The sequence below is a fragment of the Aeromonas sp. 95A genome (assembly GCF_051919235.1).
Lineage (GTDB): Bacteria > Pseudomonadota > Gammaproteobacteria > Enterobacterales > Aeromonadaceae > Aeromonas > Aeromonas veronii.
Map to the genome: position 1 here is coordinate 3,155,001 of NZ_JBQBFC010000001.1, position 23,319 is coordinate 3,178,319.

Annotated in this window: 13 protein-coding genes, 1 tRNA gene, 2 rRNA genes and 1 pseudogene (1 of these 17 cut by a window edge); 12 read left to right on the forward strand and 5 right to left on the reverse strand. The window is 61.0% G+C overall.

Features of this window, described 5'->3' with window-relative positions; all coding sequences use genetic code 11:
• The 4 genes from ACTG2U_RS14350 to ACTG2U_RS14365 form a co-directional block, all read left to right on the forward strand.
• A 23S ribosomal RNA gene (locus ACTG2U_RS14350) occupies window positions 1-1,324 on the forward strand (it extends 1,566 nt beyond the left edge of the window).
• A gap of 119 nt (window positions 1,325-1,443) precedes the next feature.
• Window positions 1,444-1,558 (forward strand): 5S ribosomal RNA (gene rrf / locus ACTG2U_RS14355).
• A 95-nt stretch (window positions 1,559-1,653) separates the two neighbouring features.
• Window positions 1,654-1,730, forward strand: a tRNA-Asp gene (locus ACTG2U_RS14360).
• A 585-nt stretch (window positions 1,731-2,315) separates the two neighbouring features.
• Window positions 2,316-4,268, forward strand: a complete 1,953-nt coding sequence (locus ACTG2U_RS14365) for a ligand-gated channel protein (protein ID WP_429011632.1) — start codon at window positions 2,316-2,318, stop codon at window positions 4,266-4,268.
• 68 nt (window positions 4,269-4,336) lie between these two features.
• Here ACTG2U_RS14365 and ACTG2U_RS14370 read toward each other — a convergent pair whose 3' ends face one another.
• The 3 genes and pseudogenes from ACTG2U_RS14370 to ACTG2U_RS14380 all read right to left on the reverse strand — a co-directional run bounded on the left by ACTG2U_RS14370 (window position 4,337) and on the right by ACTG2U_RS14380 (window position 7,982).
• Window positions 4,337-5,725 carry a transporter substrate-binding domain-containing diguanylate cyclase gene (locus ACTG2U_RS14370; RefSeq protein ID WP_429011631.1) on the reverse strand — a complete coding sequence of 463 codons (1,389 nt, stop codon included), beginning with the start codon at window positions 5,723-5,725 and terminating at the stop codon, window positions 4,337-4,339.
• Window positions 5,726-5,865: 140 nt separating this feature from the next.
• Window positions 5,866-7,226: pseudogene (locus ACTG2U_RS14375) on the reverse strand (ATP-binding protein).
• Between the two features lie 33 nt (window positions 7,227-7,259).
• A complete protein-coding gene (locus tag ACTG2U_RS14380) occupies window positions 7,260-7,982 on the reverse strand; it encodes a response regulator (protein ID WP_201905023.1) in 723 nt (240 codons plus the stop codon).
• A 199-nt stretch (window positions 7,983-8,181) separates the two neighbouring features.
• Between ACTG2U_RS14380 and ACTG2U_RS14385 the strand changes: the two genes are divergently transcribed.
• Together ACTG2U_RS14385 and ACTG2U_RS14390 are read left to right on the forward strand one after the other, a co-directional pair.
• Entirely contained in the window at window positions 8,182-8,532 is a 351-nt protein-coding gene (locus tag ACTG2U_RS14385) for a hypothetical protein (RefSeq protein WP_201905025.1), read from the forward strand.
• A gap of 192 nt (window positions 8,533-8,724) precedes the next feature.
• On the forward strand, window positions 8,725-10,719 hold the full coding sequence (locus ACTG2U_RS14390; protein ID WP_236322508.1) for a methyl-accepting chemotaxis protein: 1,995 nt from the start codon (window positions 8,725-8,727) through the stop codon (window positions 10,717-10,719).
• Window positions 10,720-10,812: 93 nt separating this feature from the next.
• Here ACTG2U_RS14390 and ACTG2U_RS14395 read toward each other — a convergent pair whose 3' ends face one another.
• Window positions 10,813-11,232: a hypothetical protein gene (locus tag ACTG2U_RS14395; RefSeq protein WP_439974646.1), complete on the reverse strand. Its 420-nt coding sequence runs from the start codon at window positions 11,230-11,232 to the stop codon at window positions 10,813-10,815.
• Between the two features lie 99 nt (window positions 11,233-11,331).
• Entirely contained in the window at window positions 11,332-12,246 is a 915-nt protein-coding gene (locus ACTG2U_RS14400; protein WP_101531510.1) for a LysR family transcriptional regulator, read from the reverse strand.
• 258 nt (window positions 12,247-12,504) lie between these two features.
• Between ACTG2U_RS14400 and ACTG2U_RS14405 the strand changes: the two genes are divergently transcribed.
• From ACTG2U_RS14405 to recD, 6 genes are all read left to right on the forward strand, one after another.
• On the forward strand, window positions 12,505-12,837 hold the full coding sequence (locus tag ACTG2U_RS14405) for a hypothetical protein (RefSeq protein WP_213390527.1): 333 nt from the start codon (window positions 12,505-12,507) through the stop codon (window positions 12,835-12,837).
• Window positions 12,838-12,867: 30 nt separating this feature from the next.
• Window positions 12,868-13,554, forward strand: a complete 687-nt coding sequence (locus ACTG2U_RS14410; RefSeq protein ID WP_005336514.1) for a pirin family protein — start codon at window positions 12,868-12,870, stop codon at window positions 13,552-13,554.
• Window positions 13,555-13,593: 39 nt separating this feature from the next.
• Window positions 13,594-13,986: a DoxX family protein gene (locus tag ACTG2U_RS14415; protein ID WP_005336513.1), complete on the forward strand. Its 393-nt coding sequence runs from the start codon at window positions 13,594-13,596 to the stop codon at window positions 13,984-13,986.
• Window positions 13,987-14,243: 257 nt separating this feature from the next.
• Window positions 14,244-17,597: an exodeoxyribonuclease V subunit gamma gene (gene recC / locus ACTG2U_RS14420; protein ID WP_439974647.1), complete on the forward strand. Its 3,354-nt coding sequence runs from the start codon at window positions 14,244-14,246 to the stop codon at window positions 17,595-17,597.
• Window positions 17,597-21,205, forward strand: a complete 3,609-nt coding sequence (gene recB / locus ACTG2U_RS14425) for an exodeoxyribonuclease V subunit beta (RefSeq protein ID WP_439974648.1) — start codon at window positions 17,597-17,599, stop codon at window positions 21,203-21,205. Before recC ends, recB begins: the two co-directional genes overlap by 1 nt.
• Window positions 21,202-23,265: an exodeoxyribonuclease V subunit alpha gene (gene recD / locus ACTG2U_RS14430; protein WP_439974649.1), complete on the forward strand. Its 2,064-nt coding sequence runs from the start codon at window positions 21,202-21,204 to the stop codon at window positions 23,263-23,265. The genes recB and recD overlap by 4 nt, the downstream gene beginning before the upstream one ends.
• The last annotated feature ends 54 nt before the right edge of the window (window positions 23,266-23,319 follow it).

Sequence of the window (23,319 nt, forward strand, 5' to 3'; positions counted from 1 at the left end):
AGCTTCAGATTACAAGTCATCGTACCCCAAACCGACACAGGTGGTCGGGTAGAGAATACCAAGGCGCTTGAGAGAACTCGGGTGAAGGAACTAGGCAAAATAGAACCGTAACTTCGGGAGAAGGTTCGCTCTTGATGGTGAAGTCCCTTGCGGATGGAGCTGTCGGGAGTCGCAGTGACCAGATGGCTGGGACTGTTTATCAAAAACACAGCACTCTGCAAACACGAAAGTGGACGTATAGGGTGTGACACCTGCCCGGTGCCGGAAGGTTAATTGATGGGGTTAGCGCAAGCGAAGCTCTTGATCGAAGCCCCGGTAAACGGCGGCCGTAACTATAACGGTCCTAAGGTAGCGAAATTCCTTGTCGGGTAAGTTCCGACCTGCACGAATGGTGTAACCATGGCCATGCTGTCTCCACCCGAGACTCAGTGAAATCGAATTCGCCGTGAAGATGCGGTGTACCCGCGGCTAGACGGAAAGACCCCGTGAACCTTTACTACAGCTTGGCACTGAACATTGAACCTACATGTGTAGGATAGGTGGGAGGCTTTGAAGGCGTGACGCCAGTTGCGCTGGAGCCGTCCTTGAAATACCACCCTTGTATGTTTGATGTTCTAACGCAGGGCCCTGAATCGGGCTCGCGGACAGTGCCTGGTGGGTAGTTTGACTGGGGCGGTCTCCTCCCAAAGAGTAACGGAGGAGCACGAAGGTTGGCTAATCCTGGTCGGACATCAGGAGGTTAGTGCAATGGCATAAGCCAGCTTAACTGCGAGACGGACAGGTCGAGCAGGTACGAAAGTAGGTCATAGTGATCCGGTGGTTCTGAATGGAAGGGCCATCGCTCAACGGATAAAAGGTACTCCGGGGATAACAGGCTGATACCGCCCAAGAGTTCATATCGACGGCGGTGTTTGGCACCTCGATGTCGGCTCATCACATCCTGGGGCTGAAGTCGGTCCCAAGGGTATGGCTGTTCGCCATTTAAAGTGGTACGCGAGCTGGGTTCAGAACGTCGTGAGACAGTTCGGTCCCTATCTGCCGTGGGCGTTGGATGATTGAAGGGAGTTGCTCCTAGTACGAGAGGACCGGAGTGAACGAACCTCTGGTGTTCGGGTTGTCACGCCAGTGGCACTGCCCGGTAGCTAAGTTCGGAATCGATAACCGCTGAAAGCATCTAAGCGGGAAGCGAGCCCTGAGATGAGTCATCCCTGACCCCTTGAGGGTCCTAAAGGGCCGTTGGAGACCACAACGTTGATAGGTGGGGTGTGTAAGCGCAGTGATGTGTTGAGCTAACCCATACTAATTACCCGTGAGGCTTAACCATACAACACCCAAGAAGTGTTCTAAGGCTTGTAGCAAACCTAAGCGAACTACTAATTCAGTGATAGTGACAAGCCAAGCGCAACATCACTACTCACGTCAGCTTTCTAGATTAAGAATTTGCCTGGCGGCCATAGCGCCGTGGAACCACCTGATCCCATGCCGAACTCAGAAGTGAAACGCGGTAGCGCCGATGGTAGTGTGGCATTCGCCATGCGAGAGTAGGACACTGCCAGGCACCCAATTAAACGGTGATGTGAAAACACATAGCCGGCTGCGAGGATGACACCTCAGAAGAAGCAGCAGAAGATTTAGCGAAAGCTAACCGAATGCGGAGCGGTAGTTCAGTCGGTTAGAATACCGGCCTGTCACGCCGGGGGTCGCGGGTTCGAGTCCCGTCCGCTCCGCCACTAATTTGAAGGCCTTCCCGAATGGGAAGGCCTTTTTGCTATGGGCGTTTTTATCAAGTGACCCACAGATTTGCATACCAGAACGAATACAAAAGCCCGGCTTCATGACCGGGTTTTGGTATTTTTAGCCTGCTGGTGAGCTGCCGACATCCCACCACGATGCCAATACCTTCCCCTGTTGGCGTTCTTGCTACTGTTTCCACCTCTGTATCGCAGCACATCCCATCTTGGCCATATTGTTCCGCTGCGAGCTGATAGAGCTTGAGGACTAAATCAGGCCATCTTGCAACGGTACGTCATCGCTTCCGCTTGTTTGTTTAATTCCCGTGTTTGTTTATGGATTTATTCCATTAAAACAGTCTCTTATCAAGAATGAGCTGTTTTGTAGCAGGAATGCCACACGAGATAAATGATAATCATTATTGTTTGAATGATCCGGTCGGGGTCGTTACAATACGGGCTGATTAATAAGGTGCTTTTCAAATGAGCCTTTTCTAACACTGCGTCTGGCCGGATGCCAGGGCGTTGTAATGAGTGAAGTAAGGGAATACGTCACCTTCCTACTAATAATGTTCAGGCTAAAACATGACAATTTTGAAACCGAACAAGCTTGCCTTGCTGATCTGCTCCCTTCTTACGACCCAGGCCTATGCTGCCGAACAAGAGGTGATGGTCGTCACCGCTTCCGGCTTCCAGCAGAAGATTGAAGACTCAGCTGCCTCCATCTCTGTGATTACCCGTGAGCAGCTGGAAAAGCGGGCATATCGCGATGTGACCGATGCCCTGAAGGATGTGCCCGGTGTTGTTGTGACTGGCGGTGGCAGCAGCAGTGATATCAGCATTCGCGGTATGGGGTCGAAATACACCCTGATGCTGGTTGATGGCAAGAAGGTGGATAGCCGTGGCACTCGCCCGAACAGCGATGGTCCGGGTATCGAACAGGGCTGGCTGCCGCCACTGCAGGCGATTGAGCGCATTGAGGTCGTCCGTGGCCCCATGTCATCCCGTTATGGTTCCGATGCCATGGGGGGCGTGATTAACGTGATTACCCGCAAGACCACCGGTCTGGCCTGGCAGGGCTCGGTTCATGCTGATTCTACCTTCCAGGAGAACAAGGATGCTGGCAACAGCTTCCAGACCGATGCCTATACCGCAGGTTCACTGATCGATGGCGTGTTGGGGCTGCGTTTCAACGGTCAGCTTGCCCATCGTGGTGAAGACAAATTTATCCAGGGTTTTGCCGAGCAGGAGACTCGCAGTGGTACGGCGGTGCTCAGCTTCAAGCCTGATGACCATAACCGCTTCGATCTGGAAGCCAGTCGCAGTCTGCAGGATCGGGATCGCACGGCCGGCAATTCGCTGGCTGCCAAGGCGAAAGATAGCCTTAACCGCTACGAGCGCACCAACTATGCGCTGACCCATGATGGCCAGTATGATTTCGGCTCTTCCAGCAGCTATCTGCAGCAGGAGACCAACAGCAACCCCGCTCGCAAGATGGAGCTTACCAACACCATCGCCGATACCCATACCCAGTTTATTCTGGGGGATCACTACCTGAGTGTCGGTGGTCAGTATCGCTATGAGGATCTGCACGACCAGGGCAATAACCTGAAAGTCGCCAACCCTGCCGAGCAGCTGACCCGCTGGAGTTGGGCGATGTTTGTCGAGGATGAGTGGTCACTCACTGACAGTTTTGCCCTGACAGGGGGCGCACGCATGGATCGAGACCAGAACTACGGTTCTCACTGGAGCCCGCGCCTCTACGGAGTTTGGCATCTGGATGACAGTTGGACCCTGAAAGGGGGCGTATCAACCGGTTACCGCTCCCCTGACTTGCGGATGTCGGCGGCCAACTGGGGCCAGGTCACCGGTGGTGGCAGCCTGGATGGCATGCTGGTCGGTAACCCTGATCTCAAACCCGAGACTAGCGTGAGTGAAGAGATCGGCCTGCTGTGGAACGGTCATCAGGGCTTTAACGCCGGTGTTACCCTGTTCAACACCGACTTCAAGAACAAGATCTCCGAAGTGCGTCGCTGCACCAGCAAGAGTGATCCCGCCTGTACCCTCAATGGGTACAGTTATGACTTCATAAGTGATCGGGTCAACGTCGACAAGGCGAACATGCGCGGTGTCGAGGGGATGATGGATTGGGCCATCAATGAGGATTGGTCGGTCAGCTCCAGCTACACCTTTACCCAGTCCGAGCAGAAGAGTGGTCCACTGGCGGGTCATGCCCTCAACCAGATGCCTCGTCACATGTTCAACGGCAGTGTTGACTGGCAAACCACCGAGGATCTCAGCCTCTGGTCACGGGTAAACTTCCGTGGCGAGACCTCCGAGTACCTGAGCCGGGTCAAGATGGCGGAGGGGACTCCTTCCTACACCTTCTTTGACATGGGCCTGGTCTACAAGGCCAACAAGCATCTGGATCTGACCGCCGGGGTCTACAACCTGTTCGACAAGACGGTGGATTACAGCAGCTATGGCACTGTGCTGGATGGTCGCCGCTACAACCTGGGCGTGACCTACAACTTCTGATAGGGAACCTGTCATGCGGCCGCCATCTTCCGATGGCGGCCGTTTTTATTGCGTGTCCGTCAGGGGGGCTATGCCTGATAGGGGGCGGCTTGCCAGGTATTGCGCCCCAGTCCCTTGGCCTGATACATGAGGGCGTCAGCCTGCCGTAGTAGTTGGTCGGCATCAGCCTCTCTCTCTGCGGCTACCCAGACTGCCCCGGTACTGATGGAGAGGGTCACCTCGCCGCTGCTGGTGTGCAGGGTTTGCCGGTTGCTCTCCAGGCAAATACGCTCGGCCCATTGCTCTGTCTCAGCCAATGTGGCCAGCGGCAGCAGCAGGCAAAACTCCTCGCCGCCGATGCGAGCCAGCAGAGCCTTTTCGGGCAACAGGTTCGTCACAGTCGTGGCCAGCTTTTCCAGCAACAGATCCCCGATGCCATGACCAAAGCGGTCATTGGTCTCCTTGAAGTGATCCACATCGAACAGCAACAGGGCACAGGGCTCCCCGCTTGCCAGTCGTTGCTCCATGGCGGGCATGAATGCCCGTCGGTTGAGCAGGCCGGTCAGGGGATCGGTACTGGCTTGTTTCTCCAGTCTGGCGTTGGCGCGGCTTAACTCGGTGGTACGGCTGGCAACGGCGCGGCGCAATTGCACTATGTAGGCCACCATGATCAATGCCCCGGCCAGCAGTAGCCAGGGACCGAGATGGATGGGGTAGACGGTTTCGACATGCATCCATTTGCGGATGATCCGCTCCCGATCGCTCTCTTTGAGCTTGGCGAAGCCCTCTTCCAGCCGGTGTAACAGGGCAAGGTCGCCCTTTCTCACTGCAAAGCGGATCTGGTCGGTATAGAGGTGGCGAACCGGAATAAAGCGGGTGGGATCGTCGGAGGTATAGATGTAGAAGTTGGCGACCTGCAGATCGGCGATAAAGGCCTTTATGTCGCCCCGAAAGGCCGCCGCCAGCAGGGTGTCATTGTCGTCGAAGGTCTGCAGTCTGATGCCGGGGAAGTAGCGTCTGGCGTAATACTCCTCGTAGCCACCGGCTACCACTCCGACCGTTTCATGGAGCAGGTAGTAATGTACATCGGTGCCGCGCAATTCGCTCGAGAAGAAGAGCTGGGAGTCGAGCTGGGCGAGAGGCCGGCCATAGTCGAACAGTTTGTCCCGCTCCGGTGACCAGAGCAGTCCGGCGTGAACGTCCGCGTTCCCCTTATGGAGCAGGTCGAGGGAGCCTTGCCAGTCGACCAGCCTGAACTCGATCTTCTGGCCGGTCACCCGGGCATATTCACGCCACAAATCGATCAGCAGGCCATCCGGCTGGCCCGACTCATTGATATAGGAGAAGGGCTGCCAGGCTTTGGAGTTGGTAATGATGATCGGCTCTTCCGGGGCTTTGGCCCAGGCAGGCAGAGCAAGGGCGAGCAGCAGGAGCCCCCACCCGATACTGACTATGACTCCTGTCTTGGAAGAGGCCATCCTTGCTCCAATCCGTTGCCGTATACCGTCCCGTGGTCATCGATTATCACCGCCTTTCTCATCGAAGAACAAGCGCTCAAATGATGAAGTTTGCATGATGCAAATGGCGCCATGACAAGGCTGGCGGATAGAGTAACTACTTACAGCGGCAGGCTGATCCGCGCCTCCAGTCCCCCCTGTGGCCGATTGAGCAGGGTCAGCTCGCCGCCGTGCTGATGGACCAGAGTGCGGGCGATGGAGAGCCCCAACCCGACACTGCCGGACTCGGTGTTGCGCGCTTCATCGAGCCGCACGAACGGCTTGAACACATCCTCCAGCCGCGCCGGATCGATCCCCGGCCCGTTATCGCAGACCCGGATCAACAGCTCCTCCTTGCGCCGCTCCAGCGACACTTCGGCGCTGCCGGCATATTTGATGGCGTTGCCGATCAGATTCTGCAGCACTCGGCGCAGGGTGTTGGCCCGACAGGCGTAGACCTCTTTGCCCTCCGCCAGACAGGTGACCGGCTGGCCGGTATCGGCATAGTCATCGCACAGGCTGACCAGCAGGCTGACCAGATCCAGCTCGCGGGTAGCCTCCTGCTGTCCCTCCTCGCGAGCAAAGCTGAGGGTGGCCGCCAGCATCTGCTCCATCTGTTGCAGGGTCTGCTGGATGCGCTCCTTGTCCTCACCATCGGCCAGAAACTCGGTGCGCAGCCGCAGGCTGGTGATGGGGGTGCGCAGATCGTGGGAGATGGCCGCCAGCATCCGGGTTCTGTCCTGCACGAAGCGGTCGAGCCGGGTGTGCATCCGGTTGAAGGCCTGAATCGATTCGCGGATCTCGGTCGGCCCCTCCTCTTTCAAGGGCTCGATATCCTCGCCCCGTCCGAGCCGCTCTGCATTGCCTGCCAGCTGCTTGAGCGGGCGGGTGGCGCGGCGAAACAGCAGCACCATCAGCCCGATCACCAGACTGGCGACCAGCATCAGGTTGAGGGTGGTCTGCCACGACCAGCTGCCCGCCTCCTTGTCGACCAGCGAACTGAACTGCAGCCAGCCCCCCTGCGGCAGTTCGATGGAGCCATAGAGCCGCATATCCCGCGGTGGGGGCGGCCCCTTGCGATCCCGCATCATGCGGGCATGATGTTCCCACGCCTTGCTGCGCTGGGTATCCTCTTTCAGCTCGGCGCTGATCTCGACCGTGAGGCCGGGGGGATAGTTGAGGCGCGAGCGCACCAGCTGCTCGAAGCGGGGGCTGCGGTTATCCGGTTGCAGCGGCTCGTCGGAGAGGCGCAGCAGCAGGGTCTCGCTGCGGCTCGCCTTGAGGATCTCGTCATAGAGGGACGGGGGGAGAGGGAGAGCAGTCTGACCACAGAGATGATCCGCTGCATGGCGTTGCGGCTGTTGACGAAGCCGAGCGCCTCCTCCCGATCCGTGCGGTAGATCTGGATGCTGAGCAGCTGGATCAGGATCAACCCTGCCAGCGCCACCAGAATGATCTGGCCGGTCAGCCCCTTGGGCCACATTCGTGCCCACAGTCGTCGCAAGGTGCCCACTGCTTAAACCTGCGTCACGTCGGCGGAGAACATATAGCCGCCACCCCAGATGGTCTTGATCAGCTCCGGATTCTTGGGATCCCGCTCCAGCTTGCGGCGCAGGCGGCTCACCAGGGTATCGATGGCGCGATCGAAGGCTACCGCCTCGCGGCCACGGGCCAGATCCAGCAGTTGATCCCGGCTCAGTACTCGCTGCGGTCGCTCGAGAAACACCTTGAGCAGATCGAATTCGGCGGTGGAGAGGCTGAGACCCACCCCATCCTCATCGACCAGCTCCCGGCGATTGACGTCGAGCAGCCAGCGATCGAAGCGCAGATCCCGGGTTAGGGTTTCGGCGGCGGGATGGGTGTCGGCCTGGGTGCGGCGCATCACCGCCTTGATGCGCGCCAGCAGCTCGCGCGGGTTGAAGGGCTTGGCCAGATAGTCATCGGCGCCCATCTCCAGCCCTATGATGCGGTCGGTCTCTTCCCCCATGGCAGTCAGCATAATGATGGGCAGGTTCGATTTGACCCGCAGCTCGCGGCAGAGGGTCAGACCATCTTCACCCGGCATCATCAGATCCAGCACCAGCAGATCGAACTCCCGCTCCTCCAGCAGTCGCTTCATCTCCTTGCCATCCCGGGCACAACTGACCCGCAGGCCGTGCTGTTCGAGAAAGCGCTTCAACAGATCGCGGATCTCGCTGTGGTCGTCGACCACCAGAATATGGGTGTTGCCCTGGTTCATGAATACCTCCCCTGCTTGGCGTTGGCACGAGTATACGAAAATCCGCCCGGCGGTTTGTGTCAAAGTGTGCCAGATCCGCACGATGCCACACTCTGCTACAAAAAAGGGTGAGGCTGGCAAAGTTCAGACACCGATAGGGTGTTTACTTGAGGGCAAGGCAAGAGCGCCGAACCAGAATCATCCCTACAGGAGATAGACCATGAAAAAGCTGACCAAAACCCTGCTGACCGCCACCCTGATCCTTGGCCTGCCGCTGGGCGCCTATGCAGCCAGTGAAGCAGCCCCCACCGGCCAGCCCGGTGCCATGGTGGATTGCCCGATGGACGGCGGCGGCATGATGGGTGGCAAACACCACGGTGGTCGCCACGACAAGATTGCCCGCATGCAGAACATGACCCCGGAGCAGATCCAGGCCAACTTGCAGCAACGTTATGATCGCATCGAGGATCCGGCCAAGAAGGCGGAGTTCATCAAGAAGCTCAACGAGCGTGCCGCCGGCATGACCAAGCACGCCGAAGCGATGAAGCAGTTCGCCGAAGCGAACCAGTAACAACGCCAGCTGTTATCAACCCAAGGGTGGCCGAGGCCACCCTTTTTGTGATCGTATCGATCCATTTTCGCTCGAATCCTTATCTTGCTGTCGCTTATGTGAGCGATGGCAAACGCGCCGTGAGCGAATTGCAAGATAATGCCCGCTCATATAACAAGCTGCAGTTAGCAGTGGCCGAAAACAGGAGAGGGTATGGGTTGGGATCTGGGGACAATCAAGGGGCGATATACCGCCGTTTTTCTGGGATTCATGGTGGCGGTCTGTGTGCTGACCGTAATCGGCATCCAGTTATGGGTCAAACCCGAGCTGCAACGGGCGGGTGAGCAGAATCTGGTGCTGCGGGTCAGCGAGATTGCGACCGACATTCGCGATCAGCTCAACGGGGTGCAGAGCCAGTCACGCAGTATCACCCAGCTGGTGGCCCAACTGCCGAGTGAGCAAATCGATGCTGTTCTCCCTGCTCTGATCGATCAATATGGCAATGCCATGGTGTTTGGTGGCGGCATCTGGCCGATGCCGGATCAGCGGGAAGCCGGTCGCATCAAGTTCAGTACCTTCTTTCATCGGGATGGTGCCAACAAGCTGATCCCCAACACCTACTGGAACTCGGCCGAGGCGCCCAACTATTTCGAGCAGCCTTGGCACAGAGCCGGGCAGCAGGCGGCGAAAGGCATGTGTGTCTGGGCGGCGGCTTACAAGGATGGTGCCAGCCAACAGCCGCGCACCAACTGTGCCATGGGGATCTATCGTGACGGTTCCCTTTACGGGGTGTCCACCATCGATGTGACGCTGGGTTTCTTCAATGATCTGGTCGCCAAAAAAGAGCAGGAGATCGGTGGTCAGGTGATGATCGTCGAGGCCGATGGCAAGATCCTCAGCAAGAATGGTCGTTTGAGCGGGGATGTGGTGCTGGGCAACCTCTCATCTCACGGGGACTATCCCTTTGCCAGCGCCATCGCCAGCCTGCTGGGGCAAGGTAATGGCGCCGCGTTGCAGCGCACTACCTTTCAGGATTTGGGTGAAGAGCAGACATTGCTGATGCAACCCATCGAAGGAACCCCCTGGCTGTTGGCGGCGGCGCTGCCGACCAGCACCCTTACCCACGACAGTCAGGAGGTGCTCAAGACGCTGGCAGCGATCCAGCTACCGCTAGTGGTGCTGCTGTTTGCGCTGATGTTGATGGCCATCAAGCAGCTGGGCAGTCGACTCGACACCCTCAAGCAGAACATCGATGCGCTCTCGGCCGGAGATGCTGATCTGACTGCCCGGATCCGGGTCAAGGGGCGCGATGAGCTGGACCATATCGCCCAATCGGTGAACCGCTTTATCGCCTATCTGCAGCAGATGATGTTGCAGGTGACCAAGACCACAGAGCTGATTACCCGTGAATTGGCCCAGCTGGATCAGCAGACGGGGCAGGCCAGACGCATTCTCGGTGAGCATGCCGCCGAGACTGATCAGATAGTGACAGCCCTGACCGAGCTCAGCTCCACTGCCGACAGTGTGGCGCACCACGCGAGCGATTCCGCCAGCTTTACCGAGTCTGCCAATGGTCAGGCGATTCAGTCCCGTCAGGTAGTGGGTCAGGCCTCTGCCAGTGTGGCTGCGCTGATCGATGAAGTGGATCTTGCTGCGACCAAGGTATTGGGGATGCAAGAAGATGCTCGCCAGATCAGCAGTGTACTCAGCGTGATCGGCGATATTGCTGCCCAGACCAACCTGTTGGCACTCAACGCGGCCATCGAGGCAGCGCGGGCCGGTGAGCAGGGCCGTGGTTTTGCCGTGGTTGCTGATGAGGTGCGCGCACTGGCGGCGAGAACCCAGAATAGCACTGCCGAGGTGGGGAGCATGCTCTCCCGGTTGACGCAGGGGGTGGCCGAAGCCGTGGTGGCCATGGAGCACACCAAGCAGAGCTGTCAGGCGGCGACCGAGAATACCGAGCAGGTGACCGGCGGGCTCGACAAGATGGCGGATGCCGTGGTGCAGATCAACGATCTGGGTACCCAGATTGCGACTGCGGCAGAGGAGCAGAGTCGAGTGACCGAAGAGATCAACCGCAACATGGTCACTATCCGCGACATGGTCAATCTGCTGGTGGATAACGGTCAGAATACCGAACAGAGTTCGGCCACCCTGCTGGAGTCCAATCGCCAGCTGGTGGCGTTGGTACATCGCTTCAAGGTGTAACAAACCGATAATGAAAGAGGGGGAGCCCGGTGCTCCCCCTCTTGCTATCTGTGCCGATACGGGCGTGCAGCCCACTCCACCGGACGATCGAACTTAGCCCTGAGCCTTGTCGGTCAGGTCTACTTTCTTGACGGTATCACCTTCGAACTTGATAACGACGTTCTTCTTGGCTGCGTCGGTATCTTTCAGCAGGGTTTTGGTGGTTTCTGCCAGCAGCTGAGAGGCCTTCTTCAGGGCATCCAGATCATAAGTCCACACTTCCAGACCGGATTCGGTCTTGGTGGTGGCAGGAGCACCCAGCTTCTCTTTAATAGCCTGCTTGTTGGAGCCGCCTTCCTTGATATCCAGTGCCTTCTTGATGGCTTCGTTGGATGCGCTGTCCACTGCACCGGATACGGCGGTATTAGCTGCATCCTTGACGCTGCTGGTGACGCTGTCGGTCAGCGAGTCCATCAGGCCAGCATTGGCAAACAGGGGCAGGGTGGTGAGGGCAACCAGCAAACTCTTTTTCATTTTTTACAGATTCCATTGGTTCAAATGAGGCGGCTATGGAACCAATAAAAGAGCTGGGTGTCAAGTGAGGCAGCTATTGAGAGGTCTGTTAACTGTGTCTCATTTTTCACCAGCCGCAAATAGTTTTGGTATCTCCCGCACCAGCCAGCTTTTGGCTTTGCCCATGGTGTCTCGCCGCCAGGCCAGCACCACCTGCAGCTGATGGCGGTACTCGGGGCTAATCACCTTGAGCCGACCGGCCCGGATGTCCTCCTCAATCCAGCTCTGCGGCATGGTGCCGATGCCGAGCCCGGCCAGCAGGGCGTCGCGCTTTTCCGCCATGGTGCTGACGGTGAGGCGCGGCTGCTTGTCGAGCAGGCGGTAGGTGAGCACCGGTTTGCGAAGGGCGGTATCGGCGACCGCGATAGCGCGGTAGCGGCGCAGAGTCTCGTCAGCCAGAGGCTCCGGCTCCTGATGCAGCGGATGATCGGGATGGGCGACGTAGAGCATCACCTCGTCCTTGATCACCTGATGCTTGATGCCGGTCATCATGATGTCCGGGTTGATGGAGGAGATCAGCAGGTCGGCGCGACCATCTTCCAGACACTCCCAGCTACCCGCCAGCACCTCGGCCCGCAGCCGCAGTCGGGTATCGGTCTGCTCGGCCAGCTTCTCCACCAAGGGGTAGAGGGCCTGCACCGGGACCAGCGCATCGACGGCGACTGTGATGTCGGTCTCCCAGCCACGGGCCAGCGCCCGGGTCTCGCCTACCAGATGCTCGGCTGCCTCCAGCAGCACCCGGCCGCGCTCCAGCAGCATGCGTCCCGCCGGGGTGAACTTGGTGCGGTGGCCGCTGCGGTCAAACAGCATGGCATCCAGTTCGTCTTCCAGCTTCTGCACCGTATAGCTCAATGCCGAGGGCACCTTGCCCAGCTCGTCGGCCGCCGCCGCAAAGCTGCCGCGGCGGTCGATGGCATCCAGCACCCGGATTGCCTCCAGGGTCAGCGCCCGTTCCTTGTTCGATTCCTTGGCCATTCCTCACCTTCAATTTTTTTGAATATGTTTGCCAGTTTATCTCGCTAACAAGTTAGGTCATGTCACTTTAATATTCAATCAACGCTTAGGCAGGAACGTCGAGCGGCCAAATATGCGGGTAGTTCCGCACTGTGACACACCAAATCGGTCTGTCTGATGTCGGTGAAAGAACAACACACTATTTGAATAACCTCTTGCATGGATGCATTGATTCTGGCCGAAAAGGCCTTGGCAATGACATATAAAACAAGAGAGTGAATGAACATGAAAAACGTAATCAAGATGCTGGCCGTTGCAGGCCTGATGACCACTGGTTTCGCCCAAGCTTCCGTACCGGCTGACTTCAATGCCATGCCCGGCGTGCTGTTTGTGAACTGGAACGCCACTGCCGCAATGGATGGCAAAGCCAATCCGATGCTGGAAGTGCGTGACGAGTCTGGCGATCTGCTGGCATCAGTCCACGCCAACCTGACAGGCACCCAGCAGGTGCGGATCCCGAGCCGTACCCAGGGCAACCTGACTGTCAGCCTGGCTGGCGAGAGCAGCGAATACCGTATTCCGTTCGGTCTCGGCGGTGGTAAAGATCGCTAAACCGAACCCCGGATAGATGAGGAGCAGACCATGATGCAATTGAGAGCCGCAGAAGCGCGGGGCAAGGCCAACTTTGGCTGGCTGGACGCGCGCCACAGTTTCTCCTTCGGTCACTACTATGACCCGGAGTGGATGGGACACTCGGTGCTGCGGGTGATCAATCAGGATCTGGTTGCGCCGGGTGGCGGATTCGCCACCCACCCTCACGCCAATATGGAGATCCTCACTTGCGTGCTGCAAGGCACCATTGAGCACAAGGACAGCCTCGGCCATGCCGAGCAGATCCCGGCAGGGGATTTCCAGCTGATGAGCGCAGGCAGCGGGATCCGCCACAGCGAGTACAACCCCTCGCAGACGGATCCTCTCTCCCTGTTGCAGATCTGGATCGAGCCGAACGAGTTCGGCACGCCACCCGGATATCAGCAGAAGAAGATCGAGTCCAGACCGGGCATGACGCTGGTGGCGTCACCGGATGGCGAGGCGGGATCGCTGCGGATCCGCCAACAGGCCCGCGTATGGCGGCTGGAACTGGCCCCGGGCGAGACGCTCGAGTGGGCACTGGCTGGCCGACACGGTTACCTGCAGATGATTTCAGGGGAGTTGACCGCCAACGGTCTGGCTGCCCGACCCGGCGACGGGGTACTCAGTCGTGATGAATACCGGTGGGAGCTGGTTGCGACCAGTGCCAGCCAAGCCCTGTTATTTGACCTACCCTGAAGCAGTCAGCGGTGATGTGACACAAACGAGGAATATGAAATGGACAAGATGAAAGATGTAGCGCTGCTGGCGGGTCGTGTACTGCTGGCGCTGATGTTCGTAATGGCGGGCTGGAGCAAGATCGGCGGCTACGCCGGTACTCAGGGCTATATGGAAGCGATGGGCGTACCGGGCTTTATGTTGCCGCTGGTGATCCTGCTTGAGCTGGGTGGTGGCCTTGCCGTCGTGCTCGGTCTCTTTACCCGCAGCCTCTCCGTGCTGCTGGCCGGCTTCACCCTGATGGCTGCCTTTATTTTCCATTATCAGCCTGCAGAACAGATGCAGATGCTGATGTTTATGAAGAACGTCTCAGTGGCCGGTGGTTTCCTGGCGCTGGCGGCGGCCGGAGCAGGGGCTTTCAGTGTGGATGCCCGTCTCGGCAAAAACTGGTAACAGCCAGTCAGTTTGAGTTTTCCAAGCCTTTTGGCCGGTGCAACTGCACCGGCTTTTTTCTGTCTGCGTTTTCCGAGGCGGTGAGGCAGCGGTACAAATCTGCGGCCCCCCTCATGGTTCAGCGGTTTGCCCGCCTGCTGGCCACAAGAGCCTTTTGCATCTTCCCCCCCGATCCCCGACAATTCCCTCTCTTGTGAAGTGACGGAAATGGCTCGCCTTTTCCCTCGCCCCCTCTCATCCATAGGCGGGAATTGCTCATGTTTACCCTCTACCACTCCAATCAGCTGGATCTGCTCAAAGAGCTGCTGGTGAGCCGCATCCGGCAGGCCCCTCTCTCTCACCCCTTCGATCGGGAGCAGATCCTGGTGCAGAGTCCGGGCATGGCCCAGTGGCTCAAGCTGGAGCTGGCCAAAGCCTTCGGCATTGCCGCCAATATCGACTTTCCGCTGCCCGCCAGCTTTATCTGGGAGATGTTCACCCGGGTGCTGGCGGATGTACCGCGCCAGAGCCCCTACAACAAGGGCTCAATGAGCTGGCAGCTGATGACCATTCTGCCTGCCTTGCTGGAGCGACCCGCCTTTGCCCCGCTCGCCGCCTATCTGGGTGGGGGAGATGAGGAGGATCCAGCCCGAGAGCCCGAGCAGGTGCGGCTGTGGCAGCTCTGCCAGAAGGTAGCGGATCTCTTTGACCAGTATCTGGTCTACCGGCCGGACTGGATCGCCCGTTGGGAAGAGGGGGAAGGATTGAGTCAGGAGCTGGCCGGGGTGAGCGGTCAGGATTGGCAGCCGGAGCTTTGGCGCGAGCTGGTGGCTCGCACCCTGGCGCTCTCTCCGAGCGGTTACCACCGTGCCAACCTCTACGAGGAGTTTATCCACGAGCTGGCGCGTACCGCCGATCTGCCGGGCAAGCTGCCGCAGCGGGTCTTTGTGTTCGGCATCTCGGCGCTGCCGCCGCGCTATGTGGAGGCGCTGCTGGCCCTCGGCAGCCGGCCGGAGGTGGAGGTGCACCTGTTTGTCACCAACCCCTGCCGTTACTACTGGGGGGATCTGCTGGATCGCAAGACGTTGGCGCGCCTCGAAAACAAGCTCAAACCCGGCACCGATATCGAGACATTGCAGGGTCCCGCCAACCCGCTGCTCGCCTCCATGGGCAAGCTGGGACGCGACTACCTGCATCAGCTGATGGAGCTGGAGGTGCCGCAAATCGAGGCCTTCGTCGATATCGACGAAGTGGATGGCAAGGGCAATGTCAGCCTGCTGCGCGCCATCCAGAAGGATGTGCTGGAGCTGGCCGAGCGAGGCGCCGGTCAGTTCGATCTCGACAGCAGCCATCACAAGAGCCCCATAGATCCGGCGGATGGATCCTTGCAGATCCACGCTTGCCACGGCCCGATGCGCGAACTCGAGGTGCTGCACGACCGGCTGCTGGCGCTGTTCGAGCAGGACCCGTCCCTCACCCCGAAAGATGTGGTGGTGATGATGCCGGATGTGAACAGCTACGGCCCCTACATTCAGGCGGTGTTTGGCGCGCGGGGCCAGATCCCGTTTGCGGTTTCGGATCGGGCGGCGAGTCAGGAGAGCCCGCTGCTGCAAAGCTTCCTCGCCCTGCTCAGGCTGCCCAATGCCCGCTTCGGGGCTGGCGAGCTGCTCGCCATTCTCGAGGTGCCCGCCGTGCTGCGCCGCTTCGAGCTGGATGACGACGAGTTCAACCAGCTGCGGGTCTGGGTGCAGGAGACCGGCATCCGCTGGGGGCTGGACGACGGCTACCCCGTGCGGTTCGAGCTGCCGCCCATGTCCGGCAACAGCTGGCTGTTCGGCCTGCGCCGCATGCTGCTCGGCTTTGCCATGGGGGATGGCGAGCCGGTGGCGGGCATCTTGCCCTACGCCGATATCGAAGGTCAGCAGGGGCTGGCACTCGGCAAGCTCGCCTGGTTTGTCGATTCGCTGGCAGAATTCCTGCCCCGCCTGCAACAGGTCCAGCCGCTAGCCGAGTGGAACGCCTGCCTGCTGGCGCTGCTGGAGCGCTTCTATCTGGCCGACGAGGATGAAGAGCGTCAGCTTCAGCTTATTCGCAGTCAGCTGGTCGAGTGGCAGACCCGGCTCGGCGAAGCTCGCTTCGAGCAGCCCATCACCGCCGACCTGTTGCAGGACTACCTCGGCAGCGTGCTGGGAGAGTCCCGCTCCAGCCAGCGCTTCCTCGCCGGTCAGGTGAACTTCTGCACCCTGATGCCGATGCGCTCCATCCCCTTCAAGCAGGTCTGCCTGCTCGGCATGAACGATGGCGTCTACCCGCGCACCCTGGCTCCCATGGGGTTCGACTTGATGGCGGTGGCGTCGCGGCGCGGGGATCGCTCCCGTCGTGATGACGACCGCTACCTCTTCCTCGAGGCGCTCTTGAGTGCCCAGCAGGGGCTCTATATCAGCTATCAGGGCTTCAGTGCGCAGGACAACAGCGACAAGGTGCCGTCGGTGCTGCTGGCGGAGCTGATCGACTATGTGCGACAGGGCTTTGTGCTGGCGGGGGATGAGGATCTCGACGACGAAACCTCCGGCAAGCGGCTGCTCAACCACCTGATGGTGGCGCACCCGCTCACCCCCTACAGCCGAAACTACTTCTACCCGGAGGCGGGTTCGCGGCTCTTTACCTATGCCGCCGACTGGCTGCCCGCCCTTAACCCAGAGCGCGGCGCGGCCAACTTCCAGAGCGGTGAGCTGCCGCTGCCTCCCGAATGGGGCAAGGAGCAGGGGCTGGAGCTGGCGGAGCTGCTGCGCTTCTATCGCCAGCCCACCAAATATTTCCTCAACCGCCGCCTCAAGGTGTGGTTTGAGCTGAACGAAGCCAACATCGAGGACAGCGAGCCGTTCGAGCTGGATGGCCTGCAACATTATCAGCTGAAAGATCTGCTGCTTGATGCCCATCTGGCAGAGGGGGATAGCACCGAGCGGCGCGAGCGGTTGCAGCTCACCGGCCTGCTGCCGCAAGGGTGGTTCGGCAGCCTGCTGCTGGACGATCTGGATGCCGAGATGGGCAAGCTGGCGGATCGGCTGCGGCCATGGGTTGCGGCCAATGAATCAGAAAAGCAGGCGGTGGAGATCGATATCTCCCTCACTCAGGGCCAGCTGCAAGGGTGGATCGACACCCAGAAGGGGCGCTTGCTGGTGGTCAAACCCGGCAGCTTCAACGGTAAGGATCTGCTGCTGGGCTGGATCCAGCACCTCTGTCTCTCATTGAGCGGCGCCCCCGGCGACACCCTGCTGTTCGATGCCAAGCAGAGTCTGCGACTGCCCAAGCTCTCGGCCGACGAGGCGCGCCCCAAGCTGGCGGCGCTGGTGGCGTGCTGGGCGCAGGGGATGAAGCGGCCGCTGCCCTTCTTCCCCAACACTGCCTGGGATTGGCTCAAGGCGATCGAGAAGGATCCTGACAAGCCGGAGGCGGCCGACAAGGCGGCCCTCACTCGTTTCAACGGCGGTTGGATGATCAATGGGGAGGGGCAAGACGTTTACGTCGCCCGCTGCTTCCCCGAACTCGATGATGAGGTGCTGGGGCAGTTGCAGGCGCTGGCCCGCGAACACCTGACCCCGCTGCTCAAGACCCTGGAGGAGCTGAAATAATGGCTAACCCGCTCAATACCCTGCGTTTTCCCCTCCATGGTGAACGACTGATCGAAGCCTCTGCCGGTACCGGCAAGACCTACACCATCGCCGGTCTCTACCTGCGCCTGCTGCTGGGTCACGGCCCGCTCATTGAGGAGGGGGCCGATGCCGGTCAGCCGAGCGCCCACGAGCGGCCGCTCTCGGTGACCGAGATACTGGTGGTGACCTTTACCGAAGCGGCCACCGCCGAGCTGCGCGGGCGGATCCGCGGTCGCATCCACGAGGCGCGCCTCGCCTTTATGCGCGGCCATAGCAGTGACACCCTGCTGGCCCAATTGCTGGCCGAGGTGGAGGATCACGAATTGGCGGCCCGCCGCCTGCTGGCTGCCGAGCGGCAGATGGACGAGGCGGCGGTCTTTACCATCCACGGCTTCTGCCAGCGGATGCTCAAGCAGAACGCCTTCGAGTCGGGCGCCCTCTTTGAAACCGAATTTCTCACCGACGACAGCCAGCTCAGGCTGCAGGCGGTGAGCGACTACTGGCGCGCCGAGTTCTATCCGGTGGATAAAACCCTCGCCAGCGCCGTGCGTGCGCTCTGGCCGAGCCCCGCCGCCCTGCTGCGGGAGATGGGCAGCTGGCTCGACAACAGCGAGCTGGAGATCCACCCCGCATTGGGGGACGAGACCCTCGCCGCCCGCCATCAGGCGGCCATGAGTCGCATCGCGGCGGTGAAGAGCGAATGGCTGGCGCAGACGGACGAGATCCGCCGCCAGACCGACGGCCAGATCAGCCGCTACACCGGCAAGAACTACGAAGGGTGGCTCGCCAAGATAGCCGATTGGGCGCAAGACGAGAGCAGTGGCTACGCCATTCCCAAGGAGCTGGAGCGTTTCGGCCAGACGGTGCTGGAGGAGAACCTCAAGAAGGGGGGCGCTGTGCCGACCCTGCCGCTGTTCAGTCAGATAGACGAGCTTCTGGCTAGCCGTCCCGGTATTCGGGATCTGATCCTGCAACGGGCGGCCAAGGTGGTGCGCAGCCGGATGCAGGCCAGCAAGCGGCAGGCTCATCAGCTCTCGTTCGATGACCTGCTCAAAGATCTCGACGGGGCGCTCGGCTCAAGCCTTGGCGAGCGGCTCTGCGAGCGCATTCGCGCCACCTACCGGGTGGCGATGATCGATGAATTTCAGGATACCGATCCCCAGCAGTACCGCATCTTCCATCGCCTTTACGGCGGTCACACCGACACGGCGCTGCTGATGATCGGTGACCCCAAGCAGGCCATCTACGGCTTTCGCGGCGCTGACATCTTTACCTACATTCAGGCGCGGCGAAATGTGAGCGCCCACTACACCCTCGGGCGCAACTGGCGCTCCAGCAGTGCGCTGGTGGGGGCGGTCAATGGCCTGTTCGAGCGGGCCAAGGATCCCTTTATCTACGAGGCGGATATTCCCTTCCTGCCGGTGGAGGCGCAGGGCAAGAGCAAGGCGCTGCTGCTCGATGGTGCCACCGCCCCTGTGCTCCACTGCTGGCAGCTGACCGGCCAGCCCACCTTCAACCGGGGGGATTACCAGAGCAAGATGGCCCGCGCCACCGCCGCCGAGATCCACCGCCTGCTGACGCTGGCCCGCGAGGGCAAGGCGAAGATAGGCGATCAGGCTGTGAAGGCCGGGGATATCGCCGTGCTGGTGCGCACTGGCGCCGAGGGCAAGCTGGTGCAGCAGGAGCTGGCGCGCCTCGCCATTGCCTCCGTCTACTTGTCGAACCGTGAGAGCGTGCTGGAGCAGGTGGAGGCGCGGGAGATCCTGCTGATTTTGCACGCCTGCCAGAACCCGAGCGAAGAGCGCAGCTTGCGGGCGGCGCTCGCCACCGGCCTGTTTGATCTCGACGCCAAGGCGCTCGATGGGCTGGCCAGCGACGAGCGGGCGTGGGAGAGCGCGGTGCAGGAGTTTATGGAGTACCGCAAGATCTGGCACCGCCGCGGCGTGCTGGCGATGCTGCGGGCCCTGCTGCACCGGCGCAATCTTGCCTCTTCGCTTTTGGCGAGCCCCTATGGCGAGCGGCGGCTGACCAACTTCCTCCATCTTGGCGAGCTGCTGCAACAGGTGAGCAGCGAGCTGGATGGCGAATATGCCCTGCTGCGCTGGTTGGGGGAGGCGGTGAGCCGTCCCAACGGGCAGGATGCTGAGCAGGTACTGCGCCTCGAATCCGAGCGGAAATTGGTGCAGATCGTCACCATCCACAAATCGAAGGGGCTGGAGTACCCGCTGGTGTTCCTGCCCTTTATCTGTAGCCACAGAACCGCCGAGACCCCGCTCTATCACGAGGCGGATGAGGCGGGCAATCGCACCATTCTCGATCTGACCGGCGCCGACTCGTCGCTCGCCGAAGCGGACAGGGAGCGCCTTGCCGAAGATTTGCGGCTGCTCTATGTGGCGCTGACCCGGGGCGTTTACGCCACCTGGCTGGGGTTGGCGCCGGTGCGGGCGGGGGCGGGCAAGTCGGAGAAGACCGACCTGCACCACACCGCCATCGGCTACCTGCTGCAAAAGGGCGAAGAGGGGGATGCGCAGACGCTTGCGACCGCCCTGACCGAGCTGGCACAGGCGCTGCCCGGGGTGGCTGTCGGTGAGCCCTCGCTCACTCGTCCGGCCCCGCTGCCGCCAGAGGAGGAGCAGCTGGGCGAGCCGCAGGTGCGCCACTTTAGCGGCACCCTTGAGCGGGACTGGTGGATCAGCTCCTACTCCGGGCTGGCTGCGCAGGGGCACGGTCACAGCAAGGGGGTCTTGGCCAATCCTGGCTTCGATGACGAGGTGGTGACCGAGGCGGCCACTCTGGCGGCAGAACAACCGGAGGAGGCGCCCCAGCCCTCCATCTTCACCTTCCCTAAGGGCGCGCGCCCCGGCACCCTGCTGCACAGCCTGTTCGAGACCATCGACTTTCAAAGTGCCGACGGCGAGCCGCTGGCAGAGCATATCGCCACCTTGCTGGCGCAGGATGGTTTTGATGAGAGCTGGGCACCGGTGTTGCAACAGCAGGTCGAAGCGGTGCTCGATACCCCGCTGGAAACAGGCTTTGGCGAGCCGGTGCGGCTGCGGGATCTGGCCCCCGAGCGCAAGCAGGTGGAGCTGGAGTTCTTCCTGCCCATGGGGCGGGTGACGGCACCGGCGCTGACCGCACTCTGCCAGCAGCACGACCCGTTGTCGCGGGGCAACAAGCCGCTCAGCTTTGCCACCGTGCAGGGGATGCTCAAGGGCTTTATCGATCTGGTGTTCGAGTGGCAGGGGCGCTGGTATCTGCTCGACTACAAATCGAACCACCTCGGCATGAGCCCCGCCGATTACAGCCGTCCGGCGCTGGAGCGGGCGATGGCCGAGCACCGCTACGACCTGCAATACCAGCTCTACTCGCTGGCTTTGCACCGGCTGCTCACCCTGCGCCTGCCGGGTTACGATTTCGAGCAGCACTTTGGCGGCGTTTTCTATCTGTTCCTGCGCGGCATGCCGCAGGGGGGCATTTTCCATACCCGCCCGAGCCGTGAACTGGTGCTGGGGCTGGATAAGTTGTTTCGCGAAGGTAGTGAGCTGCCAGCAGCGGGATCTCAAGCATTGAACGAGGTAGAAGCATGAGCGGCACCATGATCAGCAACGCAGCCAGCGCAATGATGGTTGAACGGTTGAAAACACTGGCGCTGGCTGGCCGCATCCGCCAGCTGGATCTGCAATTTGCCAGGCTGGTGGCCGACCTTGGCGGCAGCCCCGAGCTGGTGCTGGGGGCGGCGCTCACCTGCTTCGAGCTGGGGCGCGGCCATGTTTGCCTGCCCCTTGAGATGCTTGCTACCGGATCATTGCGCCCGTTCGGGTTGGATCCCCAGCAGAGCCGGGATCTGTTGGCTGGTCTGGCGGATCCTGCCCGCTGGCCCGCCCTGTTTGCGGCAAGCCCGCTGGTTGGTTGTGAGCAGGATGAGGGGCTCGCCCCGCGCTGGCCGCTGCGGCTGTGGCACGGGCGGCTCTACCTCACCCGCTACCACGATTTTGAACTGGGGGTGGCCCGCCATCTGCGCGCCCTGAGCGAGCGAGCCGAATGGCCGGAGATTGCCCCGGCCCTGTCGCGGCTGTTTGCCCGCGACTACGGGTTGGTGTTCGCGGCGCTGCTCAAAGCCCGCCTCGCTCCCGACTTCTCGGCCCGTCATTTTATCGAGAAGTATCTGGATCTGGTGTTCCCGAATGAAGTGGACTGGCCCGCCATCGAGGGGCTGCTGGCCAGTGCCCAGGCGGCGAGCGACCTTGGCAAGCTGGATACGCTGGTGCCCGAGGCGCTCTGCTGCAACGGCCAGAAGCTGGCGGCGGCCACCGCGGCGGCGCGCCCCTTTGCGGTGATCTCCGGTGGCCCTGGCACCGGCAAGACCACCACGGTCGCCAAGCTGCTCGCCATTCTGGTGGAGACCGGCCTGCAAGCGGGCAAGGCCCCGGCGATCCGGCTGGTGGCCCCTACCGGCAAGGCGGCGGCGCGCCTCACCGAGAGTATCGGCTCTGCCCTGCAGGCCCTCGATCTGCCCCCCGAATGGGTCGAAGCCATCCCCACCGAAGCGGGCACCCTGCACCGGCTGCTCGGGGTCATTCCGGGGCGCAGCCAGTTCCGCCACCACGCGGGCAACCCGCTGCACCTTGACTTGCTGGTGGTGGATGAGGCCTCCATGGTCGACCTGCCGATGATGGCGCGCCTGCTCGATGCGTTGCCAAGTCACGCCCGCCTGATCCTGCTCGGCGACAAGGATCAGCTCGCCTCGGTGGAGGCGGGGGCCGTGCTCGGCGATATCTGCAGCTTTATCGAACAGGGCATCAGCCCGGCGCAGGCGGATTGGCTCTCCCGCCAGACCGGCTACCGCCTGCAGGGCACGCCCGCGGGGGCTCCGGTGCGCGATAGCCTCTGTCTGCTGGCCAAGAGCTGGCGCTTTGATCAGCACTCCGGCATCGGCCAGCTGGCACGCGCCTGCAACAGCGGCGATGCCACGGCGGTGGAATCAGTCTGGGGCGCAGGATTCGCCGATATCAGCCTGCACCCCTGGGCCGGGGAGGCCTACGATGCCCTGATTACTCAGGGGGTCGCCGGTTACGGCAGCTATCTGAAGGCGGCCCGCGCGGGGGAAGCGCCCGCCGCCGTATTCAAGGCATTCAACAGCTTCCAGATCCTCTGCGCTTTGCGTGATGGCCCGTTCGGGGTGTTGGGACTTAACGAGCGGCTCGAACTGGCCCTGTCACGGGCAGGCCTGATTGCCCGCGATGGCGACTGGTATGCCGGTCGCCCGGTGATGGTGGTGCGCAATGACCACGGGGTCGGCCTCTACAACGGTGATATGGGGCTCTGCCTGCCCGATGAAACCGGGCGTCTCAAGGTGTGGTTTGAGCAGCCGGATGGCTCTCTGCGCGCCCTGTTGCCCAGCCGCTTGCCACCCCACGAGACGGTCTACGCCATGACCATCCACAAATCCCAGGGGTCCGAGTTTGCCCATACCGTGCTGGTGCTGCCCGACAGCCCCAGCCCGTTGCTGACCCGCGAGCTGGTCTATACCGGCATCACCCGTGCCAAGGCGAAACTCGATCTCTACGGCGATCGCGCCCTGCTGGCACAAGCGGTGCGGAAAAAGACCGAGCGTTATTCCGGATTGGCGGAGAGGTTGGGGGAGTGAGCAATTGGACGGCGGTAAAGGGATTTACCGCCATGGGAAAAGAAATTTGCTGCA

Excerpts from the sequence above, each read along its gene's own strand:
- ACTG2U_RS14405 (WP_213390527.1), top strand. The coding sequence starts at position 12,505 with ATGAACATGAAAAACGTAATCAAGATGCTGGCCGTTGCAGGCCTGATG.
- ACTG2U_RS14395 (WP_439974646.1), bottom strand. The coding sequence starts at position 11,232 with ATGAAAAAGAGTTTGCTGGTTGCCCTCACCACCCTGCCCCTGTTTGCC.
- ACTG2U_RS14390 (WP_236322508.1), top strand. The coding sequence starts at position 8,725 with ATGGGTTGGGATCTGGGGACAATCAAGGGGCGATATACCGCCGTTTTT.
- recD (WP_439974649.1), top strand. The coding sequence starts at position 21,202 with ATGAGCGGCACCATGATCAGCAACGCAGCCAGCGCAATGATGGTTGAA.
- recB (WP_439974648.1), top strand. The coding sequence starts at position 17,597 with ATGGCTAACCCGCTCAATACCCTGCGTTTTCCCCTCCATGGTGAACGA.
- ACTG2U_RS14415 (WP_005336513.1), top strand. The coding sequence starts at position 13,594 with ATGGACAAGATGAAAGATGTAGCGCTGCTGGCGGGTCGTGTACTGCTG.
- ACTG2U_RS14410 (WP_005336514.1), top strand. The coding sequence starts at position 12,868 with ATGATGCAATTGAGAGCCGCAGAAGCGCGGGGCAAGGCCAACTTTGGC.
- ACTG2U_RS14380 (WP_201905023.1), bottom strand. The coding sequence starts at position 7,982 with ATGAACCAGGGCAACACCCATATTCTGGTGGTCGACGACCACAGCGAG.
- ACTG2U_RS14370 (WP_429011631.1), bottom strand. The coding sequence starts at position 5,725 with ATGGCCTCTTCCAAGACAGGAGTCATAGTCAGTATCGGGTGGGGGCTC.
- ACTG2U_RS14400 (WP_101531510.1), bottom strand. The coding sequence starts at position 12,246 with ATGGCCAAGGAATCGAACAAGGAACGGGCGCTGACCCTGGAGGCAATC.
- ACTG2U_RS14365 (WP_429011632.1), top strand. The coding sequence starts at position 2,316 with ATGACAATTTTGAAACCGAACAAGCTTGCCTTGCTGATCTGCTCCCTT.
- ACTG2U_RS14385 (WP_201905025.1), top strand. The coding sequence starts at position 8,182 with ATGAAAAAGCTGACCAAAACCCTGCTGACCGCCACCCTGATCCTTGGC.
- recC (WP_439974647.1), top strand. The coding sequence starts at position 14,244 with ATGTTTACCCTCTACCACTCCAATCAGCTGGATCTGCTCAAAGAGCTG.